This is a genomic window from Chelativorans multitrophicus (assembly GCF_011317445.1).
Taxonomy (GTDB): domain Bacteria; phylum Pseudomonadota; class Alphaproteobacteria; order Rhizobiales; family Rhizobiaceae; genus Chelativorans; species Chelativorans multitrophicus.
In genome coordinates, this window is sequence record NZ_JAAAPL010000001.1 from 1,781,117 (window position 1) to 1,803,412 (window position 22,296).

General features: G+C 61.3%; 11 protein-coding genes. 7 read left to right on the top strand and 4 right to left on the bottom strand.

Annotated features, from left to right (window positions below):
• The first annotated feature begins 185 nt into the window (after window positions 1-185).
• From GNP00_RS08595 to GNP00_RS08615, 5 genes are all read left to right on the top strand, one after another.
• Complete coding sequence (locus GNP00_RS08595) at window positions 186-971, top strand: glycoside hydrolase family 16 protein (protein WP_041544770.1); 786 nt, start codon at window positions 186-188, stop codon at window positions 969-971.
• A gap of 270 nt (window positions 972-1,241) precedes the next feature.
• On the top strand, window positions 1,242-3,185 hold the full coding sequence (locus GNP00_RS08600) for a non-ribosomal peptide synthetase (RefSeq protein ID WP_246263709.1): 1,944 nt from the start codon (window positions 1,242-1,244) through the stop codon (window positions 3,183-3,185).
• On the top strand, window positions 3,182-11,221 hold the full coding sequence (locus GNP00_RS08605) for a hybrid non-ribosomal peptide synthetase/type I polyketide synthase (protein WP_011581905.1): 8,040 nt from the start codon (window positions 3,182-3,184) through the stop codon (window positions 11,219-11,221). The genes GNP00_RS08600 and GNP00_RS08605 overlap by 4 nt, the downstream gene beginning before the upstream one ends.
• The gene (locus tag GNP00_RS08610; RefSeq protein ID WP_011581906.1) at window positions 11,218-14,025 is read left to right on the top strand and encodes a condensation domain-containing protein; all 2,808 of its coding nucleotides are present in this window, start codon (window positions 11,218-11,220) and stop codon (window positions 14,023-14,025) included. The genes GNP00_RS08605 and GNP00_RS08610 overlap by 4 nt, the downstream gene beginning before the upstream one ends.
• Window position 14,026: 1 nt before the next feature.
• Entirely contained in the window at window positions 14,027-15,673 is a 1,647-nt protein-coding gene (locus GNP00_RS08615; protein ID WP_343034313.1) for a glucosamine inositolphosphorylceramide transferase family protein, read from the top strand.
• Here the strand turns inward: GNP00_RS08615 and GNP00_RS08620 are convergent.
• Both GNP00_RS08620 and GNP00_RS08625 read right to left on the bottom strand, forming a co-directional pair.
• Entirely contained in the window at window positions 15,643-16,455 is an 813-nt protein-coding gene (locus GNP00_RS08620; protein ID WP_011581908.1) for a 4'-phosphopantetheinyl transferase family protein, read from the bottom strand. The two genes, GNP00_RS08615 and GNP00_RS08620, sit on opposite strands and share 31 nt — an antisense overlap.
• Window positions 16,445-17,623 (bottom strand): DegT/DnrJ/EryC1/StrS family aminotransferase, encoded by a 1,179-nt coding sequence (locus GNP00_RS08625; protein WP_011581909.1) that lies wholly within the window; start codon window positions 17,621-17,623, stop codon window positions 16,445-16,447. The genes GNP00_RS08620 and GNP00_RS08625 overlap by 11 nt, the downstream gene beginning before the upstream one ends.
• Window positions 17,624-17,891: 268 nt before the next feature.
• Here GNP00_RS08625 and GNP00_RS08630 point away from each other — a divergent pair, with 268 nt between their 5' ends.
• Window positions 17,892-19,556, top strand: coding sequence for a GMC oxidoreductase (locus tag GNP00_RS08630; RefSeq protein ID WP_011581910.1), 1,665 nt, complete (start codon window positions 17,892-17,894; stop codon window positions 19,554-19,556).
• Here the strand turns inward: GNP00_RS08630 and GNP00_RS08635 are convergent.
• Window positions 19,553-20,371 (bottom strand): methyltransferase, TIGR04325 family, encoded by an 819-nt coding sequence (locus GNP00_RS08635; RefSeq protein WP_011581911.1) that lies wholly within the window; start codon window positions 20,369-20,371, stop codon window positions 19,553-19,555. The genes GNP00_RS08630 and GNP00_RS08635 overlap by 4 nt on opposite strands.
• Window positions 20,358-21,884 (bottom strand): oligosaccharide flippase family protein, encoded by a 1,527-nt coding sequence (locus GNP00_RS08640; protein ID WP_166015925.1) that lies wholly within the window; start codon window positions 21,882-21,884, stop codon window positions 20,358-20,360. Before GNP00_RS08640 ends, GNP00_RS08635 begins: the two co-directional genes overlap by 14 nt.
• 257 nt (window positions 21,885-22,141) lie before the next feature.
• Here GNP00_RS08640 and GNP00_RS08645 point away from each other — a divergent pair, with 257 nt between their 5' ends.
• Window positions 22,142-22,294 carry a hypothetical protein gene (locus GNP00_RS08645; protein WP_166015928.1) on the top strand — a complete coding sequence of 51 codons (153 nt, stop codon included), beginning with the start codon at window positions 22,142-22,144 and terminating at the stop codon, window positions 22,292-22,294.
• Window positions 22,295-22,296: the final 2 nt, after the last annotated feature.

Below are 22,296 nucleotides of genomic sequence, written 5' to 3' on the forward strand. Positions count from 1 at the left end.
GCGAGTGAGGTTAGCATGCGCCCGGCGCGCAGTCGTTCCACCGCCCGCTACCTCTTATGATGGACCGGCGAGCGGCTTTCGCGTGACTACTGGCCTTCTGCTGTCCGGCTATAATGATGGCTGGAGGTTCCGCGCCGATGTTTCATGGACCGTATCCTTGCAGCCGGAAACAAGCGCTGCCGCGAATGGCCACGCTGATTGCGTCGGTTCTCACGCTGGCGATCTCCAGCGCCGCGTCCGCCATAGCTGCGGAAGAAGATGAGCTCGACCTCGGCCAGATGAGCCTTTCATTTGAGGAGGAGTTCGATACGCTCAGCGTCTCCGCATGGGGACCCGGCACGCGCTGGATCGCGCATACACCCTGGTCTGGCGACTTCGGAGGCGCTCGCTTCGCCAATCCGGAAGAGGCATTTCCCTTTACCATTGAGGACGGGGTTCTTCGCATCGAGGCACGTAAGGATGCCGAGGGCGAGTGGCAGTCCGGCCTGCTTGCGTCGGTCGATCCGAAAGGAAATGGGTTTGCCCAGCAATACGGCTATTTCGAAATGAGAGCTCGCCTCCCGGAAGGCCCGGGGCTTTGGCCCGCCTTCTGGCTGATTGGCAAGGACCGCTCAGAATTCACCGCAGAAATCGATGTGATAGAGTTTTACGGCGACAAGCCGGAAGGCTATTCATCCGTCGTGCATGTCTGGTATCGCGATGGGAACCATTATTCGCGTTTCAGGCGAAACGAAGTCTTTCCAGCCGCCGATCCCAAAGACTTCCATACCTATGGCGTTCACGTGGGCCCGAATTGGATCCGCTTCTATTTCGACCAGAAGTTCATGTGGAAGACTGAGACGCAGGCGGAACACAGGCAGCCGCTTTATCTCCTCCTCAACCTCGCAATGGTCGATGGACCGTCGAAGGATCAGGCGCCCAATCCCTCCTACATGTATGTGGATTATGTCCGAGCCTATCGCTTGGACTGACGGCATGCCTGAGCCGGGCAGGTAGCCTATCAAACACTCCTCTTCGCCGAAGGGCCTACCTCGTCCGCGGCATACAGCTTCCGGTCAGGCAATGCTCATCCGGATGAACATCTGTTTCTTTTCCATCCTGCGTGAAATCCTTTGCATGCACGGCGTGGGGAAATCCCTCCGAAGTCTTTGAATTAAAACGAGCTGTGCCGCTACGAAGGGGGCTTTCTGGCATTTTCGGAAGCTGGCGCAAGCCGCCCCGGCAAGGGTGCTGGAATGATTATGAGAGAACGACAACTCGAGCCTATGCCGCGACGCGGGAGTGAAGCACCCGCGTCACCCGCTTTGGCACAGGCTCGACCCTCCGGCGGGTATGACCGGGACAGCAATCTGCATGACCAGGTTGCCCAGCATGCAATCGCGAGACCGGATGCAATTGCCGTCGAGTTCGGGGAAGACCGGCTCACCTATGGAGAACTGAACCAGCTCTCTTCTGCCTTGGCCTTGGAACTCGCGATGCTCGGCGTGAAGAAGGGAGATACTGTCGGCCTGCTCCTGCCGCGATCGCTCGAAACGGTCCTAGCTATACTTGCGATCCTCAAGGCGGGTGCCGCATACGCGCCTTTCGATCCGGCCTATCCCGTTGAGCACCTACGCTATATGGCGGATGACTGCCGCCCCAAAACAATCCTCACTGACGGCAAGGAAACGCCAGCGATCCGGGAGATTGAACGATGGCATGCCGTTTCCAGTTTGGGTGCTCTCCTTACCCGCTCAGCGCAACGTCATTCTTCCGATTTGCCCACGGTCGAAGGCGGTGATGCTGCCTATGTGATGTACACCTCTGGCTCCACCGGGCGGCCTAAGGGTGTGATCATTCCCCACAGGGGCGTAGCGAGGCTTGTGCGCGAGCAGAATTATATCCGCTTCGAGCCGAGCGATGTGGTGCTGCACACGGCCACCATCTCTTTCGACGCAGCGACATTCGAGATCTGGGGCGCTCTGCTCAACGGCTGCAAGCTGGTGGGGATCGGCGACCAAACCTTATCGCTCCAGCGCATCGCTGAAACGATCGAGCGGAAGCGAGTGACGGTCATGCTGTTGACGACCGGCCTCTTCCACCTGCTCGTTGACTACAGGCGCGAAGGTTTTCCCTCGCTGAGACACGTCCTTTTCGGCGGAGAGGTGGCATCGGCCGATCATGCACGGCGCTTTCTACGCGCCAATCCCGGCTGCCTTCTTACCAATGCCTACGGCCCGACCGAAGTGACTGTGATGGCGTCCGCCTACACGATCCCCCCGGACTTTGCGGGAGACGAAATCCCCATAGGCCACAGCATCGCGCATAGCCATATCCATATCCTTGACGAGGAACTTAACGAACTGCCGGTAGGGACGGAAGGACAACTCGCGGTTTCCGGCGACGGGCTGGCCATCGGTTACCTCAATCGCCCCGCGCTCACCAACGAGCGTTTCGTCACCATCGACACCGCCGGTGAAGGCTCGGTCCGCTGCTATCTTACGGGCGACCTCGCGGTGATGGACGCGAACGGACTGCTGCATTTTCGCGGCCGCCGCGACCGGCAGATCAAGATCGACGGCAAACGCATCGAGCTCGATGAAATCGAGGCGGCGCTGCGGCGAGATCCGCGGCTGGCCGATGCAGTGGTCATCTGCCGCGAAGACCAGAGCATCAAGCGGATCGTGGCCTATCTAAAGCCGCACCCGCCTTTTCCGGCCTCGAAGGAAGAATTCGCAGGAATGATCCTCTCGACGCTGCGGAGGGTCCTCCCCAAGCACATGATCCCCAGCAGCGCGATCGTGCTCGAAGAGTTTCCGATGAATCAGGCGGGCAAGATCGATCGCTCCAAGCTTCCGCCGCCGCAGCCGGATGCCGCGCCACAGTCGATCACGCCCGCGGCTGGCACGGAAGCGGTTCTGCGCAGCATCTGGGAGCAGGTGCTCGGACGAGCGGCAATCGGGCTCGACCAGAATTTCTTCGACCTGGGCGGCACCTCTCTCCAACTCATGCGTGTTCATGCGGCGGTTGAAGAGGCAATCGGCAGAAAGGTGGATGTGGTGGAGGTGTTCCAGCATCCCACCGTCCGCGCGCTCGCAGCCCGCCTCGACAATGCGAGAGCCGACGCTGAAATTACAGCCGCCGCCCGTTCGCGCGCGGACCTCCGCAGAAGCAGCATCGCGCATTTCCGCCGGAGCGCTCCATGACCCAATCCGTTCTACCGGACATCGCCGCCATCGACGAGAATGTGGGACGGATCGCTATCGTAGGCATGTCCGGCCGCTTTCCCGGTGCGCCCTCGGTAGACGCACTTTGGGATCTCGTGAGCAAGGGCAAGCACGCCTTCGCCCACTTCCGGCCGGAGGAGCTGGAAGACGCGTTCGAAGACGCTGTCCGCGCCTCAAAGGATTATGTGCCGGCCAGGCCATACCTTGATGACGTCGACCTGTTCGATGCCGAATTCTTCGGCATGTATCCGCGCGAGACAGCACTCATCGACCCCCAGTTCCGGGTATTCCTGGAAATATGCTGGGAGGCGATCGAAGGCGCGGGCTATGACCCCTATTCGCTGCCGGGCCAAGTGGGCGTCTTCGCCGGCTCCGCGCTCAGCACCTACTTGATCAACAATGTACTGTCGGACCGCGAAAAGGCGGAGGCTTTTGCCTCCAACTACCAGGTCGGCATGTTCTCCGAGCTGATTGGCGCGATCAACGACACGCTTGCCACCCGCGTAGCCTATAAGCTCGATTTGCGCGGGCCTGCCTTCACCATTCAATCTGCCTGCTCAACCTCTCTGCTTGCGGTCGCACAGGCTTGCCAGAACCTGCTTACCTATGCCTGCGATATGGCGCTGGCCGGGGGCGTTTCGATCACCTTCCCGCAAAAGCGCGGCTATATTCACCAGGAAGGTGGAATGGTCTCGCAGGACGGCTTTTGCCGTCCCTTCGATGCCGACGCGGGAGGCACCGTCTTCGGCAGCGGCGCCGGTGTCGTGCTGTTGAAACGCATGGAAGACGCGCTAAAGGACGGCGATCACATCCATGCAGTGATCCTCGGCTACGGCGTCAACAACGACGGGTCGAGCAAGGTTGGCTACACGGCCCCAAGCGTCGACGGCCAGGCGGAAGCGATTTCCGCCGCGCACGCCAGCGCCGGCATTGATCCTGGCACCATTGGCTATATCGAGTGCCACGGCACGGCCACGCCGCTCGGCGACCCTATCGAGTTCGCCGGCCTGAGAAAGGCGTTCGGCGATGCATCGATGGGGCAAAGCGTCTGCGCGCTGGGTTCGGTCAAAGGCAATTTGGGGCATCTCGACGCGGCTGCCGGCGTCACGGGGCTTATTAAAGCGGTGCATGCGCTAAAGCATGCAAAGATTCCGCCGATGGCGAATTTCCAAAATCCTAATCCTCGCATCAAGCTTGAAGATAGCCCTTTCTACATTCCGCGCGAATTGCATGACTGGCCGGCCCAGGATCATCCGCGCCGGGCAGGCATAAGCTCTTTCGGTGTAGGCGGCACCAATGCTCACCTTGTGGCTGAAGAAGCTCCACCTTCACCCGACCTTCAAGAAGAAGAAAAAGAAGAAAACTCCAGCTTCATCATACCTTTATCGGCCCGCAATGAATCATCTCTTCGGGCTGCGCGGCGGAATCTGGCGGCAATGCTGAAAAGCGGTCCGCATATGCCGATCGCCGCAGTTGCCCACACGCTCCAGCACGGACGGCACCATTTCTCGCATCGCGCGGCGGTGATCGCAGGGAATATCGAGGAGGCAATTGCCGGGCTTGAAGGTGAGCGTCCGATTACCGGCAAGGCCACCGAGACATCACCACCGGTCGTCTTCATGTTTCCAGGTCAGGGGGCACAATATGTCGGCATGGGCCTCGGCCTTTATGAACGAGAGCCCGAATACGCCCGCTGGATCGACCACGGCGCGCGGTTGCTGGAGGAACAGGCGGGAATAGACATCCGCAAGTTTCTCTGCCGGAACAACGTGCAGGGCGAGGAACTTTCGGCCGCGCTCAAGGATACCCGTATCACGCAGCCTGCCCTTTACCTCGTCGAATATGCGGCGGCGCGCCTCTGGATGAGCCGGGGCCTGAAGCCTGACGCCATGATAGGCCACAGCGTCGGGGAATTCGTCGCCGCCACGCTTGCCAATGTGATGACCTTCGATGACGCGCTGCTTCTGGTCGCGGCCAGGGGCCAGCTCATGCAGGAGCAACCGAAGGGAGCAATGATCTCCGTCCGGGCCGATGCTGAGACGGTGAGGGATTTCCTCGATGATGGCGTCGAGATCGCCGCCATCAACGCCCCGAAACTCTGCGTCGTCTCCGGTACTTTCGAGGCTGCGGACGTCATCTGCAAGAAGCTGGAAGCTGCCGATATCGCCTTCAGCCGCCTCCATACCTCCCACGCCTTCCACTCGGCCATGATGAATGAGGCGGCGGCCGCCTTGCGGGAGCAAACGGATAAAATTGCCTACGGCCGGGCAACAATCCCCTACATCTCCTGCTTGACCGGGGAGTGGCAGACGGACGAGCTTGGCACCTCGCCCGAATACTGGGCGCGGCACTGCCGCGATGCCGTCCGTTTTGCGGAAGGGCTTGTCACCGTCTGCCGCGACCGGAAACCGGCGCTCCTGGAGGTCGGCCCCGGCCGCACGCTCTCGACCTTCGCCGCGCAGACGATCGGCCGGAGCGATCTTGCTGCCGTAATCCAATCCCTGCCCGAGCATGATCGGGCTTCGCAGGCTGCATCCGCCTTCGCTGAAGCGCATGCGCGGCTGTGGGTTGCCGGCTGCACGCTGGAATGGCCAGCCCTGCCCGCTGAGGCTCGGCGGCGCGTACCCCTCCCGACCTACCCGTTCGAGCGCAGGCGGCATTGGATCGATCCTCCGCCGCCAATCCGCAGGGCAATACCAAACGTCGAAGCATCCCCCACGGGGCAGGCCGCTTCCCAAGACGGTCCGCCTTATCCAACCCCCTCTTTTGGAAACACACCAATGAACGCTGTGACACCCGCTCCTTCGCCGAGCAGGATTGAAAAGCTTGAAAATGCACTGCTTGCACGGCTTGCGGAGATGTCGGGAGAGGAGATGACGCCGGACGCCCTCTGCGCCACCTTCCTGGAGCTGGGCTTCGACTCGCTTTTCATCGGCCAGTTCGCGCAGAAGATTGAGAAGGAATACAAGGTAAAGCTCTCCTTCCGCGAACTGCTGGGAAACATTCCTTCCGTTTCCGCCCTGGCGCGGCACCTGGATAAGGAAATGCCGCCCGAGGCGGTGCAACAGCCGCTGCCTGCCCAAACGGCGCAAGGGCCTGGCCAAGCGGTTTCGTCTCCGGCGAGGCAGCAACAGGCAATTACCGCCCCGCCGCCTACCGCCGGCGCGGTTGACGCGATCTTCCAATCGCAGATGCTGATGATGCAGCAGCTCTTTGCACAGCAGATCCAGGCGCTCCAGGCGATGGGCGGGGCACAGGCCGCTCAACCGCCAGAAGAACTTCCCGCTCCAACCGCGCAGGCTCCTGCTGCCCTTCCCCCATCTTCTGTACCTGCGAAGATGGCGGACCGGGAAATCGGCGGCGAGCGTCTCCGCCTCCACAAGCCGGGCGCGCGCGCCAGCGATGGAGAGCTTTCGCCTGAAAAGCGGAAATTTATCGCCGATCTCGCCGAGAGCTATGCGGCGCGGAATGCCCGCTCCAAGGCCTTCACGGCAGCACATCGCAGCCGACTGGCTGACCCCCGCACAGCCGCGGGCTTCCGGCCCGAATGGAAGGAACTTGTTTTCCCGATCGTCTCCGATCGTTCCAAGGGCTCGCGCATCTGGGACATCGATGGCAACGAGTATATCGACCTGGTCAACGGCATGGGCCAAACCGCCTTTGGCCATGCCCCCGATTTCGTCGTCGATGCGATCAGGGCTCAAACGGAGAAGGGCTTTGCCATCGGCCCGCAGACGCCGCTTGCCGGCGAGGTGGCCGACCTCATCAGCAAGATGACCGGCCACGAGCGCGTGACTTTCTGCAACACCGGCTCGGAAGCCGTGATGGCTGCGATGCGCGTGGCCCGTGCTGTGACCGGGCGCGAGAAAATCGTCGTCTTCGGCAACGATTACCACGGCCAGTTCGATGAGGTGCTGGTAAAGGGCAGGACCCGCAACGGCTCGCCCGTGGCGCTGCCGATCGCGCCGGGCATCCCCCCGAGCTCGCTTTCCAACATGACCGTTCTTTCCTACGGCAGCTCCGAAAGCCTCGATTGGATTCGCGCCAATGCCGAGGACGTGGCGGCGGTCATTATCGAGCCGGTCCAGAGCCGGCACCCGGAGTTGCGGCCCGTCGAATTCGTCCGGGAGCTGCGGCAGATCGCGAATGAGCGCGAATTCGCCCTTGTCTTCGACGAGGTCGTTACAGGGTTCCGGGTGCATCCGGGCGGCATCCAGGCCGTCTGGGGCATCCGGGGAGACATGGCGACCTACGGCAAGGTGCTGGGCGGTGGAATGCCCATCGGCGTCCTGGCAGGAGACAGCCGCTTCATGGACGCGCTCGACGGCGGCAGATGGAATTATGGGGACGATTCCGCTCCCATGGTGGCGCCGACCTTCTTCGCCGGCACCTTCGTGCGCCACCCGCTGGTGCTCGCGGCAGCCAAGGCGGTGCTGCGGCACTTAGAGGGCGACGGGCAAGCTCTCTACACTCGTATCGCCGACCGCACGAAGCTCCTCGTCGATGAGCTCAGCGCCGATTTGGCGGCGCGCGGCATCGAGGGCTGCATCAACCATTATTCAAGCTGGTTCGTAACGGATTTCAGCAGCCGCGACCCCCTGGGAATGCTCTTTTATCCAAAGGCGCGGATGCTGGGCCTTCATATCCAGGATGGGTATCCCTGCTTCCTCACAACCGCCCATGCGGAAGAAGATTTCCGGCGGATCGCCGAAGTGTTCAGGGAGACTTTGGACGCGCTCCAGCGCGTCGGGATTCTCGCTCCTGCCGGAGAGCGCGCCTCCCCGCAACCCGCACCGGTCGCGCGCCCTGCGGCAGAAAATGTCATCACCTCGGCCGGGCTGACGGAGTCCCAGAAAGAGATCTGGCTGGCCGCCCAGGCAGGAGACGAAGCCTCCTGCTCTTTCAACGAATCTTTCAGCCTCAACCTCCAAGGGACTCTCGACAAAGAGATTTTCGTCCAGGCGATCGAAATGGTGGTTGCCCGCCACGATGCGCTTCACATCCGTTTCTCGCGGGCGGGGGACCGTTTCGAGATGATTCCTGATTTCAGGATTCCGCTCGAAACCATTGATTTGACTCACAACAACACGCCTGAAGCGGCACTTGAAGAGATCGTAGCCGAGGAGGCCTCGACACCCTTCGACCTGGCGAACGGACCTCTCGCACGCGCCCGGCTCCTAAGCCTTGCGCAGGACCGGCACGTCTTAATCTTCACGGCGCACCATATCGTCTGCGACGGCTGGTCGGCGAATGTGATCCTGGAGGAGTTGGCGTCTGCCTACACGGCTCTTTGCGACGGGAGGACGCCCGACCTTCCACCGGCGCTCTCCTTCGCCGCCTATGCGGACGACGTCGCAGCACGGGAGGCGCAACCCGCGACTGAGGAATTCTGGCTCAAGCAGTTCGAGACGATCCCCGAGCTGCCGGAGATGCCAACCGATCGGCCGCGGCCGGAGCAGCGGACTTTCGCCGGCGGCACCTGCACCGCCTTTGTAGAGAAGGATGTCTACAAACGGCTCAAAATGGCCGGAGCAAAGAGCGGCGCCACCTTGTTCTCCACGCTTCTGGGAGCGCTGCAGGTAATGATATCGCGGCTGTCGGGCAGCACCGATATCATCATCGCCATTCCATCGGCCGGTCAGAGCCTCGTTCCCGACCAGACGCTGGTCGGTCACTGCGTTAATCTCCTGCCGATCCGGCAGCAGATCGATGCCGAGGCCAGATTCGAAGAGCACCTTCGCCAAACCCAGCAGCTCGTGCTTCAGGCCTTCGAGCATCAGGACTACACCTATGGCACCTTGGTGCGAAAGCTCGGCCTGAAGCGCGACCCCAGCCGGCTGCCGCTCACCGAGATCCAGTTCAATCTCGAACGGGTCGCCCGCAATGCCGTCTTCAAGGGGCTGTCGGCCAAGGTCACTCCGAATCCCAAGGCTTTCTCCAACTTCGACATGTTCCTCAACATGGTGGAGGGGAACGACGGGATACGCATCGACATCGACTACAACGGCGACGTGTTCGATCGCGCGACCATAGAGCGCTGGCTGGGCCATTTCACGATACTTGTGTCGGTGCTGGCCGATGGCATGGGCGCGAAGATCGCCGATCTTCCCATCCTCTCCGAAAACGAGATGCGCTGGCTGATCGAAGAGCTCAATGAGACCGACGCGGACTACGAGCGAGACCGGTTCATGTTCGAGCTTTTCGCGGCAAAGGCAGCGGAACAGCCGAAGGCGATTGCTGCCGTGCATGAGGGCAAGTCGATCACCTACGGCGCGCTGGAAGCCAGGAGCAACCAGCTTGCTCGCCATCTCCAGACAAAGCTCTCGATGCCTGGCCTTCGCGTCGCGCTCGCGCTCGACCGCTCCATAGATATGCTCGTAGCGTTGCTGGCGATCATGAAGGCGGGGCATACCTATGTGCCGCTGGACCCCGGCCATCCCCCTGCCCGCCTGGCCCAGACTATGAAGACCGCCCGCGTTTCAGGCGTGATCTGTGCAAGCGGGGAGATTGGAAAGCTTGGCGAGCCAGACACGAGCGTCATCCGGATGGACACGGAAAGCGAGGAGATCGCCCGGCAGGATTCGCGTCCGCTCGACCTGCAGCTCCTCGATACCGAAGCACCCGCCTATGTGATCTTCACCTCCGGCTCAACGGGCACGCCTAAGGGCGTGGAGATTTCCCACCGGGCACTGGTGAATTTCCTCAGCTCTATGGCAATGGAGCCTGGCTTCTCCTCTGAAGATACATTGCTGGCCGTAACAACCATCTCCTTCGACATAGCGGGATTGGAGCTTTACCTGCCGCTCATCATGGGAGGGCGGGTGGTCATCGCCAACCGCACCGAGGTGCAGGACGGCTTTGCCCTGGTAAAGCTGCTCAGGGCCAGCGGCGCAAACGTCCTGCAGGCAACACCGACACTCTGGCAGATGCTGGTGGAGGCTGGTCTTTCCAATCAACCCAAACTCAAGATGCTCTGCGGTGGCGAGCCGCTGCCGAAGGATCTTGCCCGGAAACTGCTCACGATCGGCGGAGAGCTGTGGAACATGTACGGGCCGACGGAGACGACCATCTGGTCATCCGTTGCCCGCATAGTGAATGCCGACGACCCGATCCATATCGGCCGCCCAATCGCCAACACGCAGCTCTACATCCTGGATGGGCATGACCGCATCGCGCCTGTCGGCGTGACCGGCGAGCTTTACATCGGCGGAGAAGGCCTTGCGAACGGCTATTTCGACCGGCTGGATCTCACCCAAGCCGCCTTCCGCTCGGTCAGGATTGGGGACGGCCTGCCCCGCCGTCTCTACAAGACCGGCGATGTCGGCCGCAGGCTACCCGATGGAACGCTTCAGCTCCATGGCCGCCGCGACAACCAGATAAAGCTCCGCGGTTTCCGGATCGAGCTTGGCGAGATCGAAGCCGTGATCGGCAAGAAGGCTGGTATCCGGCAATGCGCGGTGGTGGCCGCTCGCAACAAGAACGGCGATAGGCAGCTCGTCTGCCATTTTGTGCCGGACGGTCAGGAGCTTTCACCTGACGAGCTATCAACCCATGCCAAGGAGCATCTGCCCGCCCACATGGTTCCGAGCTTCTGGGTCGCGACAGCAGATCTCCCCAAGACGGCGAACGGCAAATTGGACCGGAAGACGCTGGAAGAACGCGGCGTTCCGCAGCGCCACAGCGCCGCCCCTGTCCGCATCAAACCACGCACGCCCATGGAACAGAAGCTGTCCGTCATCTGGCAGGAAGTTCTGCAGGTCGGCGAGATAGGCATCCATGACAATCTCTACGCGCTGGGAGCGGATTCGCTCAGCATCTTCCGCATCGCCGCCCGCATGATGGATGACGGCCTGCCGCTGGAAGCCAAGCACCTCATGCGCCATCCAACTGTCGCGGGCCTGGCCGGTTTTGCCGAGGAGCAGGGCAATGCCGCGGCCAACGGCGCGGTGGCTCCGATCCCCTCGCTACGCGATTTCCGACACGGCGCGCGCCGCCGGCTTGAGAGGCTCACATGAACAGAACAGATCCGGCCGGCCTGCGCCCGCAGAGCGAACACAAGGTCATCGCCGAGTTTCCCTGCACGCAGACCCAGCTTCGCTGCTGGTTCCTTGATCAGCTCAAGCCAGGCAATCCCGCCTTGAATGTTGCCGTGCGCTGGGAGATCCGCGGCAATTTCAAGACTTCGTCCATTGAAGAGGCTTTCCGGCAGGTCATTCATCGCCACGAAATACTGAGAACACGCTTCATCGATATGGGTGGCCGGCCCGTTCAGCAGGTCGTTGAGAGCGTCGACTTCCGCATGTCGGTCATCGACCTGAGGAATGTCCCCGAGTCCCAGCGCGACGAGCGTGTCCAATCCATCAGCCGGGAAACGGCGGCGGTGCCCTTCGATCTGCGGGAACCCGGGCTCTTCCGCGTCACCTTCCTCATCGTCGAAAACAATCGCGGGCTGATCTTGATCACCGCGCACCAGACTTGCTTCGATGGCTGGTCCATCCGCGTGCTCGGCCGCGAAGTGGGCGAAATCGCTTCCGCACTGGATGCCGGCAGGACGCCGAATTTGCCCGAGCTTCCATTGCAATACGGAGATTTTGCGCTCTGGCAGGCCGAATACCGGCAGAGCTACGGGTTCGAAGCGGAGAAGGATTACTGGAGCAGGCAGTTGGCCGGCGCTCCCTATTTCGAGATCCGCCCAGATCGCCCGCGCGGCGCCATCAAGACAAATCGCGGCGATATTGTTTCCGCCGCCATGCCGCCGGAGTTCAGCGAGCGCATAGACCAGGCCGCCCGTGGCCTGCAAGTCTCGCTGTTCAGCTATGGCGCTGCGGTCATCAGCGCCGCACTTCAGCGCTTTTCCGGCGAGCGGCAAATTCTCTTCGGAACGCAGATCGCCGGGCGTGAGGATGTCGATCTCGAGAACCTCATCGGCGTATTCATCAACAATCTGGTGCTGCGCTTCGACGTCACCAGCGAGCGGCCCTACGCCGACCACGTGCGCAGCGTAAGCGACACGGTCGAAGCGGCGCTAAATCATCAAAGAATGCCATTCAACAATCTCGTCGAGCTCATAAATCCGGTGCGCGATCCCGCGCGCAATCCGCTGGTCTCGATCAATTTCAACCAGCAGAAGGCATTTCTCGAAGATGCGCGCTACGGCGGATTCGAACTCATCAGCTCGCCCTCCCAATCGCCCGGCGTGATCTACGACCTAAACTTCATCATGATCGGCAGGCCCGGTGGCTGGCGCATGTCCGTCGAATACAACATGGATCTGTTCGATACTGCCACCGCGAAGGAATTGCTGCGTCTCTGGCAGGAGACCTACGAGACGGCGCTCGCAAACCCGGAAGGCACGTTGGCGTCCTTCGGCACGCCTGCCAGCGCAAGGCGCGGTCCGGTTGCGGCCGCCTCGGGCCGGCTCGGCCTTCTGGAGGCGGCGCTGGCCGGTCACTCGGACGTGGCCGAAGCTGTCGCGATAGATACCGCCGGCAACGGCGCATATGCCTTCGTATCGCCGTCTCCCGCCCTGGCGCGACCCCTGGAAGCGCTTCCGGAAGAGCTCATGACCTATCTCTCCACCCGGCTGTCGCCAAAGGACATGCCGGACGGTATCAGCGTGCTGCTCGCATTCCCTCGCACCCCCGCAGGGGATCTCGATCGGTCGGCGCTGAAGGCTCCCTCGCCGGGTCCACGCCCGGCGAGGGAGCACCCCGTTTCCAAACCAATCCCAAACGTTGAAGCTGCACCCGCTCGCGAGCAGGAACTTGCGAAGATCTGGGCGGACGTTCTGGGTGTTGAACAGGTCAAGGGCTCCGACGATTTCTTTGCCCTTGGCGGACATTCGCTTCTGGCCCTGCGCATGTTCTCCGCCATGCGCGAGACGTTCGGAACCAAGCCGGACCTGGCCCTGCTCTTCAGAGCGCCCACACTGTCCGCCTTTTGCCGAGCATCCTTCGGCGACGAAGCGCCGATATCGGAGCCGGAGCCTTCGCCGGCACAAGCGGGTGGCGCCCGTTCCCGTTACTGGGAAAAATCCGTCTATCGTGAGGGAAGTGGCGACTGCACGGTTTACACGCTGAATCATCCGCTTCTCTACTACCACATGGCCAACTCATTGGCCGAGGGCCCGGCTGTAGTGAACCTCCATATGTTCGGCGCCGAGCTCAATGAGGAAATCCGCAATCAGCCGCTGGAAGAGATCGTGGCCGATGCCATACGCGCGATGGATTTTCGCGCGGATTCCGGTCCGGTCGCGCTGGTGGGACTATGCGTGAACGGTATTCTCGCCATCGAAATGGCGAGGCAGCTTCGCACCCTCGGCAACCAGGTTCTATGCGTGGCCATCATAGACAGCTGGGCGCCTGGTTATTTCCGCTCGCTGCCACGCATGCGCCAGGCGCGCTGGAAGATGGAGACACGCATCAAGCGCGCATTCTATTTCACCGGAAAGCTGCTGCGCGGGCGCATCAAGCTCGTCGATTACCTCAAGGAATTCAATGCCTCCCAGAAGCTTCTGCAACGTTTCAGCAAAGCTGGAGAATTGACGCAGGAAGAGCTGCTTACCGAATCCGTCACGCAGCTTCTCGTGGATGCATCGAGAGGATACGAGCTTCGGCCCGTCATGGAGGAAGAGGTTCTCCTTTTCCGCAGCCGAGCCCACCATAAGAGGGCACGAAAGCTCCTCTTCGGCTGGCGCGGTCTCATCCGCGAGGATTCCGCGGTCCATGACATTGATGGCTGGCACGAGGATTCGCTGACCAATGCGGGCATAGACGGTCTGGCGGCGGTTCTGTCGAAACGCCTTGCAGCGGGAGACTGATGTGAACGTGTCCAACCGGCTCTATGTCCAGCCCTTTGTGGAATGGACAAACCCGAACGGGAAATCGCCATTGCGTATTGCCGTGCTCGTTGGTCGGGAAAAGGGCCTCGCTCCATGGGAGTTGCAGCTTCTCGATCGGCTGCTGGCAGATCCTCGCTTCGAGCTTGTGGCTTTGCTGGTCAATCCTCGCCCTTTCAGCACAAAAGCGACGGCTCTTTTCAAGTTCGTCGCCCATATAGATCGACGTCTGTTCGCCCGCCTGCCGCCTTATACCCCAACCTATTTCGCGCATACTCGCGAGCGCATCGAAATCATCCGCCTCACCAGGCGGGCATCGGACCGGAAACCAGATCTGCCGCCAGGCATATTGGAGCGGCTGCGGCTTGATCTTGTCCTGCGCACGATTCCCGAAGGCCTGGCGGACGACATCGTCGCTGAGCTTCCCTTTGGGGAATGGGCACCAAACGTCGCCGACTTGCAATCGGGTGAAGCCGAATGGTGCGGCTTTTCCGAGGTGGCCAGCAACGCGCCGACGATAAGCCTATCGATTTATGCGCGGCGCGGATCCAAGCGACCGCCGCAGGAAATCGATTCCGCTTCATTCAACCCGAAATTCAGCGCAGCGCGAAGTGCGGCTTTCCTCAAGGAAAAATCGGTCTTTCTCATCATGAGGGAATTGCGGCGGCTGGCCGACACGCGCCAGCTTGCCACAAAGCCGATACCTCCCGAACCCGCTGCATCGCCCGGAAAAGCCGAGGTGGGGCGTTACATTGCCGGATTTGCACGCGCCGCCGCCACGCGCCTGAGATGGGAATTGATGAGAAAGGCGGGCTGGCAGGCGGCGGTATGGACGCTTTACGCCGGCGAGGGAACTGTCGAGGACTTTGAGCCGGGCACGAGCACGGAGTTGCCGCCGGCGCGAAACTCGATCAAGGCGGATCCCTTTCTCTTCAATCGTAACGGGCGCTTCTATGTGTTCTATGAGAATTATGCGGTGGGCGACAGCAAAGCCCATATCGCGGTAGGCAGGCTGAAGCAGGGCACGATAGAGCCGCTGGGTATCGCGCTAAGAGGCGACGGCCACCTCTCCTTTCCTTTTGTTTTCCAAAGCAAAGGGGAAATCTTCCTGATGCCGGAGACTCATCAGCAAAAGCGGATCGAAATCTGGCGCTGCGTGAAATTTCCTCTCGAATGGGAGCTTCATGCCACCGCCATGGAAGGCTGCTCCGCTGCCGACAGCACGCTTTTCCGTCATCGGAACAAGTGGTGGCTGCTCACCAATCTTTCGGACCACCACGCCTTCGAGGATCATTGCAGCGAGCTTTACGCCTTCGAAGTCGACGGGCCCTCCCTTTCACGCATCGAGCCTCATCGTCGCAATCCTGTCGTGATCGGCAGCACTGTGGCGCGCAATGCGGGCCGCGTCTTTTCCCGTCATGGCCGGCTTTTCAGGCCCTCGCAGAACAATGCCTATGGCATCTACGGCTACGGTCTCAATATCATGGAGATCGAGGAGCTTACGCGGGAGACCTATCGGGAGCGCTGCATCAGGACCATACTGCCCGACTTCAAACCGGGCCTCATAGGCTGCCACCACTTCGATGCCAGCGGCGGGCGCTACATCCTGGATGCGCGGTTAAACAGGTGATCGTCGGCCAACGGCGGTGCCCGGCGCAGCGGGCGCAGAGGCTCGGGCCACTCGCTTCCGTTTTGATCCTCGGTGACAGAGCGATAGCGCAACCAAATCCTGTTGCCGCCCGTCGATGCCGCCACCGCCCCGATATACCCGTAGGGCATTGCAATCTCGGCCAGCCGCCACCGAAGCGGCGCCCGAGGGTCGCCTTCCAGCCTCAGGAGCTTGGGCTCGCTGGCGTCATCTATGGATACGTCGAACGCGTCGAGCGGAAGCGAAAGGCCGGCGCCATGGGCCTTCACAAAGGCTTCCTTGCGTGTCCAGCAACGATAGAACGCCTCTAGGTATTCGCTCGGCGGCAGGGTCCCGAGCGCCTGCTGCTCGGCGGGAGAAAAGAAATGCTGCGCTACGTCTTCCTTCAGAGGAAGCGCCTGCTCGATATCCACGCCCACCTGATACCGGTCCGACACCGCAAGCACTGCCATACCGCCGGAATGGCTGAGATTGAAGTGAAGCGGCGGTTTTGCACCCGCAAGACGCGGCTTGCCGAAAGCATTATAGGTGAAGACGAGCCGCTTGGCGGGAAGACCGAGATAACGCGCCAGGATCTCCCGAAGCCGTCCGCGCCCTACCAGAAAACGCAGTCGATCACGTTCCTGCAGAAATCGGCCGGCACGGGCGAATTCCGTATCGCTCAGCGCCTCCACATATCGCGGCAGTTCACCGGCAATGACATCGAGAGGCCATCTCCAGAGATCGATGACGTCCGGTCCGATCGTGACGGGGCTATACCGCATAGGACACCTGCCTTGCTGCCTCGCCACCGCTGGCGAGCCGCCGGGCGACATAAGCCACAAGCGGCAGAGGATAGTTTTCGCCGAGGCTGATGCGGCAGCTGCGCTGCAGGATGTCGAGCGTGCGCGCGCACATATCCGGCGCATATTCGACTTTCCGTGAGGCCCATGCGAACGGGTTCATTTCAGGATGGGCCGCGCGCTGCTCAAGCACCGGCAGCCAGTTCGTATAAACGTGCCGGCTTGAATCGTAGAGCCGGTAGACGCCGCGCTTGTTCCGGGCCGCAAAATCTGCGGCCTCTTCCGCTGTATTGAAGATCACATGCAGTCCGACGGCATTCTCGACATCGTTATGCGGACCGATCCTGAATGCGGACGAGGCCGCCAGCACCCGGGTCATCAACCGATAGCGAGCCCGCATGCGAGCCAGCATTGGATCGAGCTTGGCGAGCTGGACGTTGAGCATGGCACCCTGAATTTGGCTGGCCTTGAAATTGACCCCGAAGAAATGCGGCTCGTTTTCATTATCGAGGTGACCGCGAAAGATGGAACCGACATCGTGATACATACGGGCGCGGACGTAATACCGGTCCTCATTTGTGACGACCGCCCCACCCTCGCCGACGTTCATGTTCTTGAACTGGTTGAAGCTGTAGGCGCCGATATCTCCGATGGTGCCCACCCGCCGGCCCTTATATGTGACACCGACCGCCTGACAGGCATCCTCGATCACGAGAAGCCCACGCTCACGGGCGATCTCCATGATCCGATCCATGTCGCAGACCATATTCGCCATATGCACCGGCAGGATAGCGCGCGTGCGCGGCGTGATCTTGCGCAGGATGTCCGCGGGATCAATGGTCAGCGTCTGGTCGATATCGACAAGCACCGGAACGGCGCCGACCGCCAGCGGCGCGGCCGCGGTGGCGATCCAGGTATAGGCGGGCACCAGAACCTCGTCGCCCGGCCCTACGCCCGCCGCAGCGAGCGCCGAGATGAGTGCGGCGGTGCCGCTGCTCACGGCGAGCGTGTGCTTGACACCGAATTTCTCCGAATAATCCGCCTCAAATCGCGTTAGCGGTCCTTCACCCACGCCGCTATACCGCGCCAGGTGCCCGGATGCGATAACCCGCCCGACCGCAAACCACTCCCGCAAACCGACCTTTGCCATCCCGGACATCCCGAATCTGAAACGAGAAAGGCCGCCGAGCGAAAGTTCTCCCGACGAAGCCCCCCAATTCCCAACCAATTTTCGATTTCCAAGACTATTTCTCGGGCGAGATTTATTCAAATAAGCCTATGATATAATCCACTTTCCACCCGCTCTAATTCAGTTGGCCGAAAAGACTATAAAGCCTCTCCCTGTAGGGAATTCGGCTAAGTTCGGCAGAAAGATGTTCTTTGTTACTATCGCCAAAACGCAAATGGCGGGACGGAGCATGAAAATCCTTGATCTGCGGTCCATGCCTGCGGGACAGCTCCTCCAGGCCGATCTCGCCATTATCGGAGCCGGGCCAGCAGGGCTGACAATAGCGCGGGAACTCGCCGGCACAAGAATCCGCGTGCTCGTCCTCGAAAGCGGCGGCCGTGATTTTGAACCGGACATTCAGGCCCTCAACGAAGTCGAAAATATCGGTGAGCCGGTGGACCGCGGCGCAGCAGCGCTCGGACGCGGTTATTCGGACGAGCTTTCCTGGCTAAATGAGATCCCCGCCTTCGAGCTTCGCAACCGCCTGATCGGCGGCAGCACCCATACCTGGATCGGCAAATGCGCGGCCTTCGACGAGATCGATTTTGCCGAGCGTCCCTGGGTGCCCAATTCCGGCTGGCCAATTGATCGCAGATCCCTGTCGGACGCGCTGGACCGCGCCGCGGCGCTGCTCAATCTGGGGCCCAACATTTACGACGAGGGCCTAGACCGCCTGCTTCGATCGCCGCCCGTGAAGCTCGGCCTCGACCGGAACCTTCTCCGGCCGTTCTTTTGGCAGTTCAGCCACTCGCGCGAACGCCGGGGCGAACCGCTACGCTTCCGCGAGGAATTCAAGCGATTGGAAGCCGTCAATGTCGATACCGTGACCAACGCAACGGTAACGCGCGTCAAAGTCGACAAAAGGGGCCACGCGCCCTTTTCGCTCGAGATGCGCACGCTTCATGGGAACCACGCTGTGGTTCAGGCACAGGTCGTGGTGCTCTGCGCCGGCGGCATTGAAAACGCGCGCCTCCTGCTCGCCTCAGGCATCGGCAACGAACGGGATGTGGTCGGGCGCTACCTGGCCGACCACCCCCGGACGGTCATTGCTCGTTTCGACAAGCGAGGGGCCGCGGCAGTCGCCCGGCATTTCGGCTTCTTCGGCCTTGCTGAGGGCCGGCCCGCCCGCTTTTATTTGCGAGGGCTGGCGCTCAGTCCGCGGCTGCAGGAGCGCGAGGGCCTGCTCAACTGCGCGGCTTATCCCGTTCAGGAACTGGCGGAGGACGATCCGTGGATTGCGCTCAAGCGCTTTCGTCGTAGCGGCCGTTTTCGGCATGCCTTGAACGTGCTTTCATCGCCGGATCTCCTTGCGACAGGCCTCTATCGCCGGCTCATCCAGAAGCGGGCTCTGCCGCGCAAGCTCGATGGACTCCGCTTCGATGTCATGGTGGAGCAGCAGCCCGATCCTGAAAGCCGCGTCACACTTTCCGCGCGCCGAGATGTGCTGGGCGTTCCGCTCCCACGCGTTGACTGGAAAATATCGGGACGGGAGGGGACAAGCATCATGCGGCTTGCCCAATTGATGTCGGAGGAATTCAACCGTGTTGGCCTGCCGCAGCCCCAGCTCGCCGGCTGGATTGCCCGCAACGATCCCACTGCCGCTTCCTTCAGCGACATGGCGCATCCGGCCGGTACGACGCGCATGGGAACCGACCCGGCAACGAGCGTGGTTGACGAGAATGCCTGCGTTCATGGGATCGAAGGGCTGTATGTGGCTGGCAGCTCGGTCTTTCCGACCCCGGGGCATGCCAATCCCACGCTGATGATCGTAGCGCTCTCCATCCGTCTTGCCGATCATCTGAAAGGCCGGTTCACCCGCTCGCCCAGGACGCCGGCGCGAATGGAAACGGTTTAAAGCCGGAAATAAAACCCTTCGCTGCTGCTTGCGCCCAGTTCGGGATGCGTTTCGATCACATGCGAAAGCGAGGGGATTTTCCACCGGTCGACAAGCGCATAGCCGAGAGCCTCGATTTCCGCGAGAAAAGAGGCCTCGTTCCTGATCTGATAGGGAACAAGGGCCCTACCGATCTTTTCCAGTGTAACGACGGTGCGCCCCCGGCGCAGCGCCACCTTGTTGAGGATGACGTGACGCGGCAACTGGGGAAGCCTGCCCAGGAGATCCGGAAAGGAAACATCGAGATATTGGAGGAGGCCTGAACCCAGGAACAGGTCCACGGCTCCTGAATTCTCCACCTGGTCGACGAACCGGAGATTTTCGAGCCCGTCCCTTTCCGCACGCTGGCGGCCTGCCCGCACGATGGCCGGCAGGTCGTAGACCGTCCAGCGTAGTTCCGGAGCTATGGGCAAAAGGTTCTGGAAGGCGCGGTATTTGGTGCCCATGTGCCCGCCTGCATCCACCAGCGAGGAAATTTCGCCGGATAGCCGCTGCATCCAGAAAAGCACGGGATAGTCCCATGGCGCGACCTCGCACATCCGCTCGAAGGCTACGTCCGCCACGTCCTCGTGATCGTATCCGGCAATCCCGCTTCTTTGGGCCGCCGCAAGCGCCTGCGCATAGGAAGCGTAAGCGCCTGAGAAGCGGCGGGGAACGGGCGCGAGATAACGAAGTCGCCCCCGGACTAGACGCAATGGGAGAAGCGTTGAGCGAAGCGTCGCCACCGCGATTTTAGAAAACGTCCGCGGGCGAGCAAGAACATTAGATCGGATCATCGATGCTCCTCGTCGGCCAATGCAGCCATGCCAAGCCCGCGAACCTCCAGAGGGCGAAAACCGCTGCGAGATAGGTGATCGCACCCACCCCCACCTGCAGGAGGAAGACGAATGTAGGCCGCAACTCGAAGAAACTGGTGACCCGGCCAAGATAGAGGATGGCGACGAGCATTGCTCCGAGCGCAAAGAGCAGGAGCGCGCTGTTCCTTGCGATCTCCCACCAATTCAGCCCCCCGTGGCGCTGCTGCACCCAAATGGAGGTGGCCAGCGCGATGGCTGCGGCCACGCACTGCCCGAGAGCCACCGCAACCACGCCAAAAGGCGAGAGCAGGATTATGAGTCCCACTGAGACCAGCGCATTGAAAAGCGATATCGGTGCTAGAGCTTTGAGTTTGCCTCGGACCGCCAGCAAGGGCTCCGTCGGATAACTGGTGACAAGCAGCAGCTGTTTTGCCGCGAGCACACCAACCAGCAGCGCAGCCGGTTTCCATGCCTCCCCGAGAGCCACTTCCACGAAGCTTTCCGATACCACCGCCAGCCCAAGATAAACCGGCGCAGCAACCGCGATGAGGACAGGAAAGAAACTCGCGCCGGCGTTTCGAACGAGGTCCTCGTGGTCCGCCGCCTTTTCTTGCCGTTCCTTGGCGCGACGGAAGAGCACCCAGCCGAGCAACCGTGCCGGTTCGCCGACAAGTTCCGAAAAGGCAGCTACTATGCGCTCCGCGGCCCGATAATAGCCAGCCTCCGTAAGGCCGAGAAAACCGCCGACGGCAAGCGTTCCCGAATAGGAGCGGAAGAAGACGATCAGACGATTGAAGATAATCTGCTGAGAGAAATGCAGGACCTCGCGCAAAACTGTCCGGGATGGCCTGGCAAGCCCCACGAACCCAATCGCCGCAACGGAACCTGAGAGGAGAACCATCTGCATTGCGAGCCGCCCGGCCGCAAGGGCGAAGACATTCCAGCCTTCCCTGAGGCCGAACACGATTAGGGCAAGGCCGGCCAGCTCGGCGGTGATCCGGATCATCGCCTGCCGTTTCAGTTTTCCCTGCTGCACAAGAACGCCGTCATAGACGGTGGTGAGCGCGGCCGGCAGGATCCAGCACGAAAAGAGCGCCAGCAGGAACGCCTCCCAGCTTTTGCCGAACGCGCCATGCAGAACGCCGGCGGTGAGAAGACCGACAATCATGAAAAAGAGACCGCTTGCGAGCGACATGCCAGCGATCTGGTCGAGATGAGCTTCGCCTTCGGAAGACCTCATGACGAATTCCGCCCATCCACCTTCTGCGAGCATAACGAGGAGGATTGCGATGGCGGAGCAGAAGGCAAAAAGGCCGAATTGCGCGGGAGTAAGCACATGGGCTGCAATGATGAAGGCCGCAAGCTGGCAAACCTGGGTCACCAGCTTTGCCGACAGCGCCCAAAGGCCGCTGCCGACGATCGAGGGAATACGGAGTGAAAACCGTCTTCCCGGCGCTCGCGCGCCTTCCAGCCGCTCCGTCTTACCCGACATTTTCACCCCCGCGCCCGCTGCTTATCAACATCCTCGCCAGTGGCTTGCATCTCCATATTCACGGTTGCCCTTTCATCCGCTAGATTCCCTTGCAGATTGCTGGTGATTCGACATTGCCAGCCGCAGGAAAGCTTCGGAAAACCGCCGCATGACGCTGCGTGACGCCAGATGTGAAGCACGATGGCTTGCCGCCTGGGCAAGCATGGTTTCCGGGAGCGATGCGCCCTCCCCTCCACTGGCGAACGGATCCTGAGCGGATGGCGCGAGACGCTGGCAAGGAAACCCTTCTGGAACGACTCTTCCCCGCGTGGCCGATTAAATCCTTCAGCGTCAGGGCCATCGCCTGGTGGCTCGTCATCTTGTTCTGCCTCGCCATCTGGATCGTCATTCTCATCGCTTGGCTCCGATAACG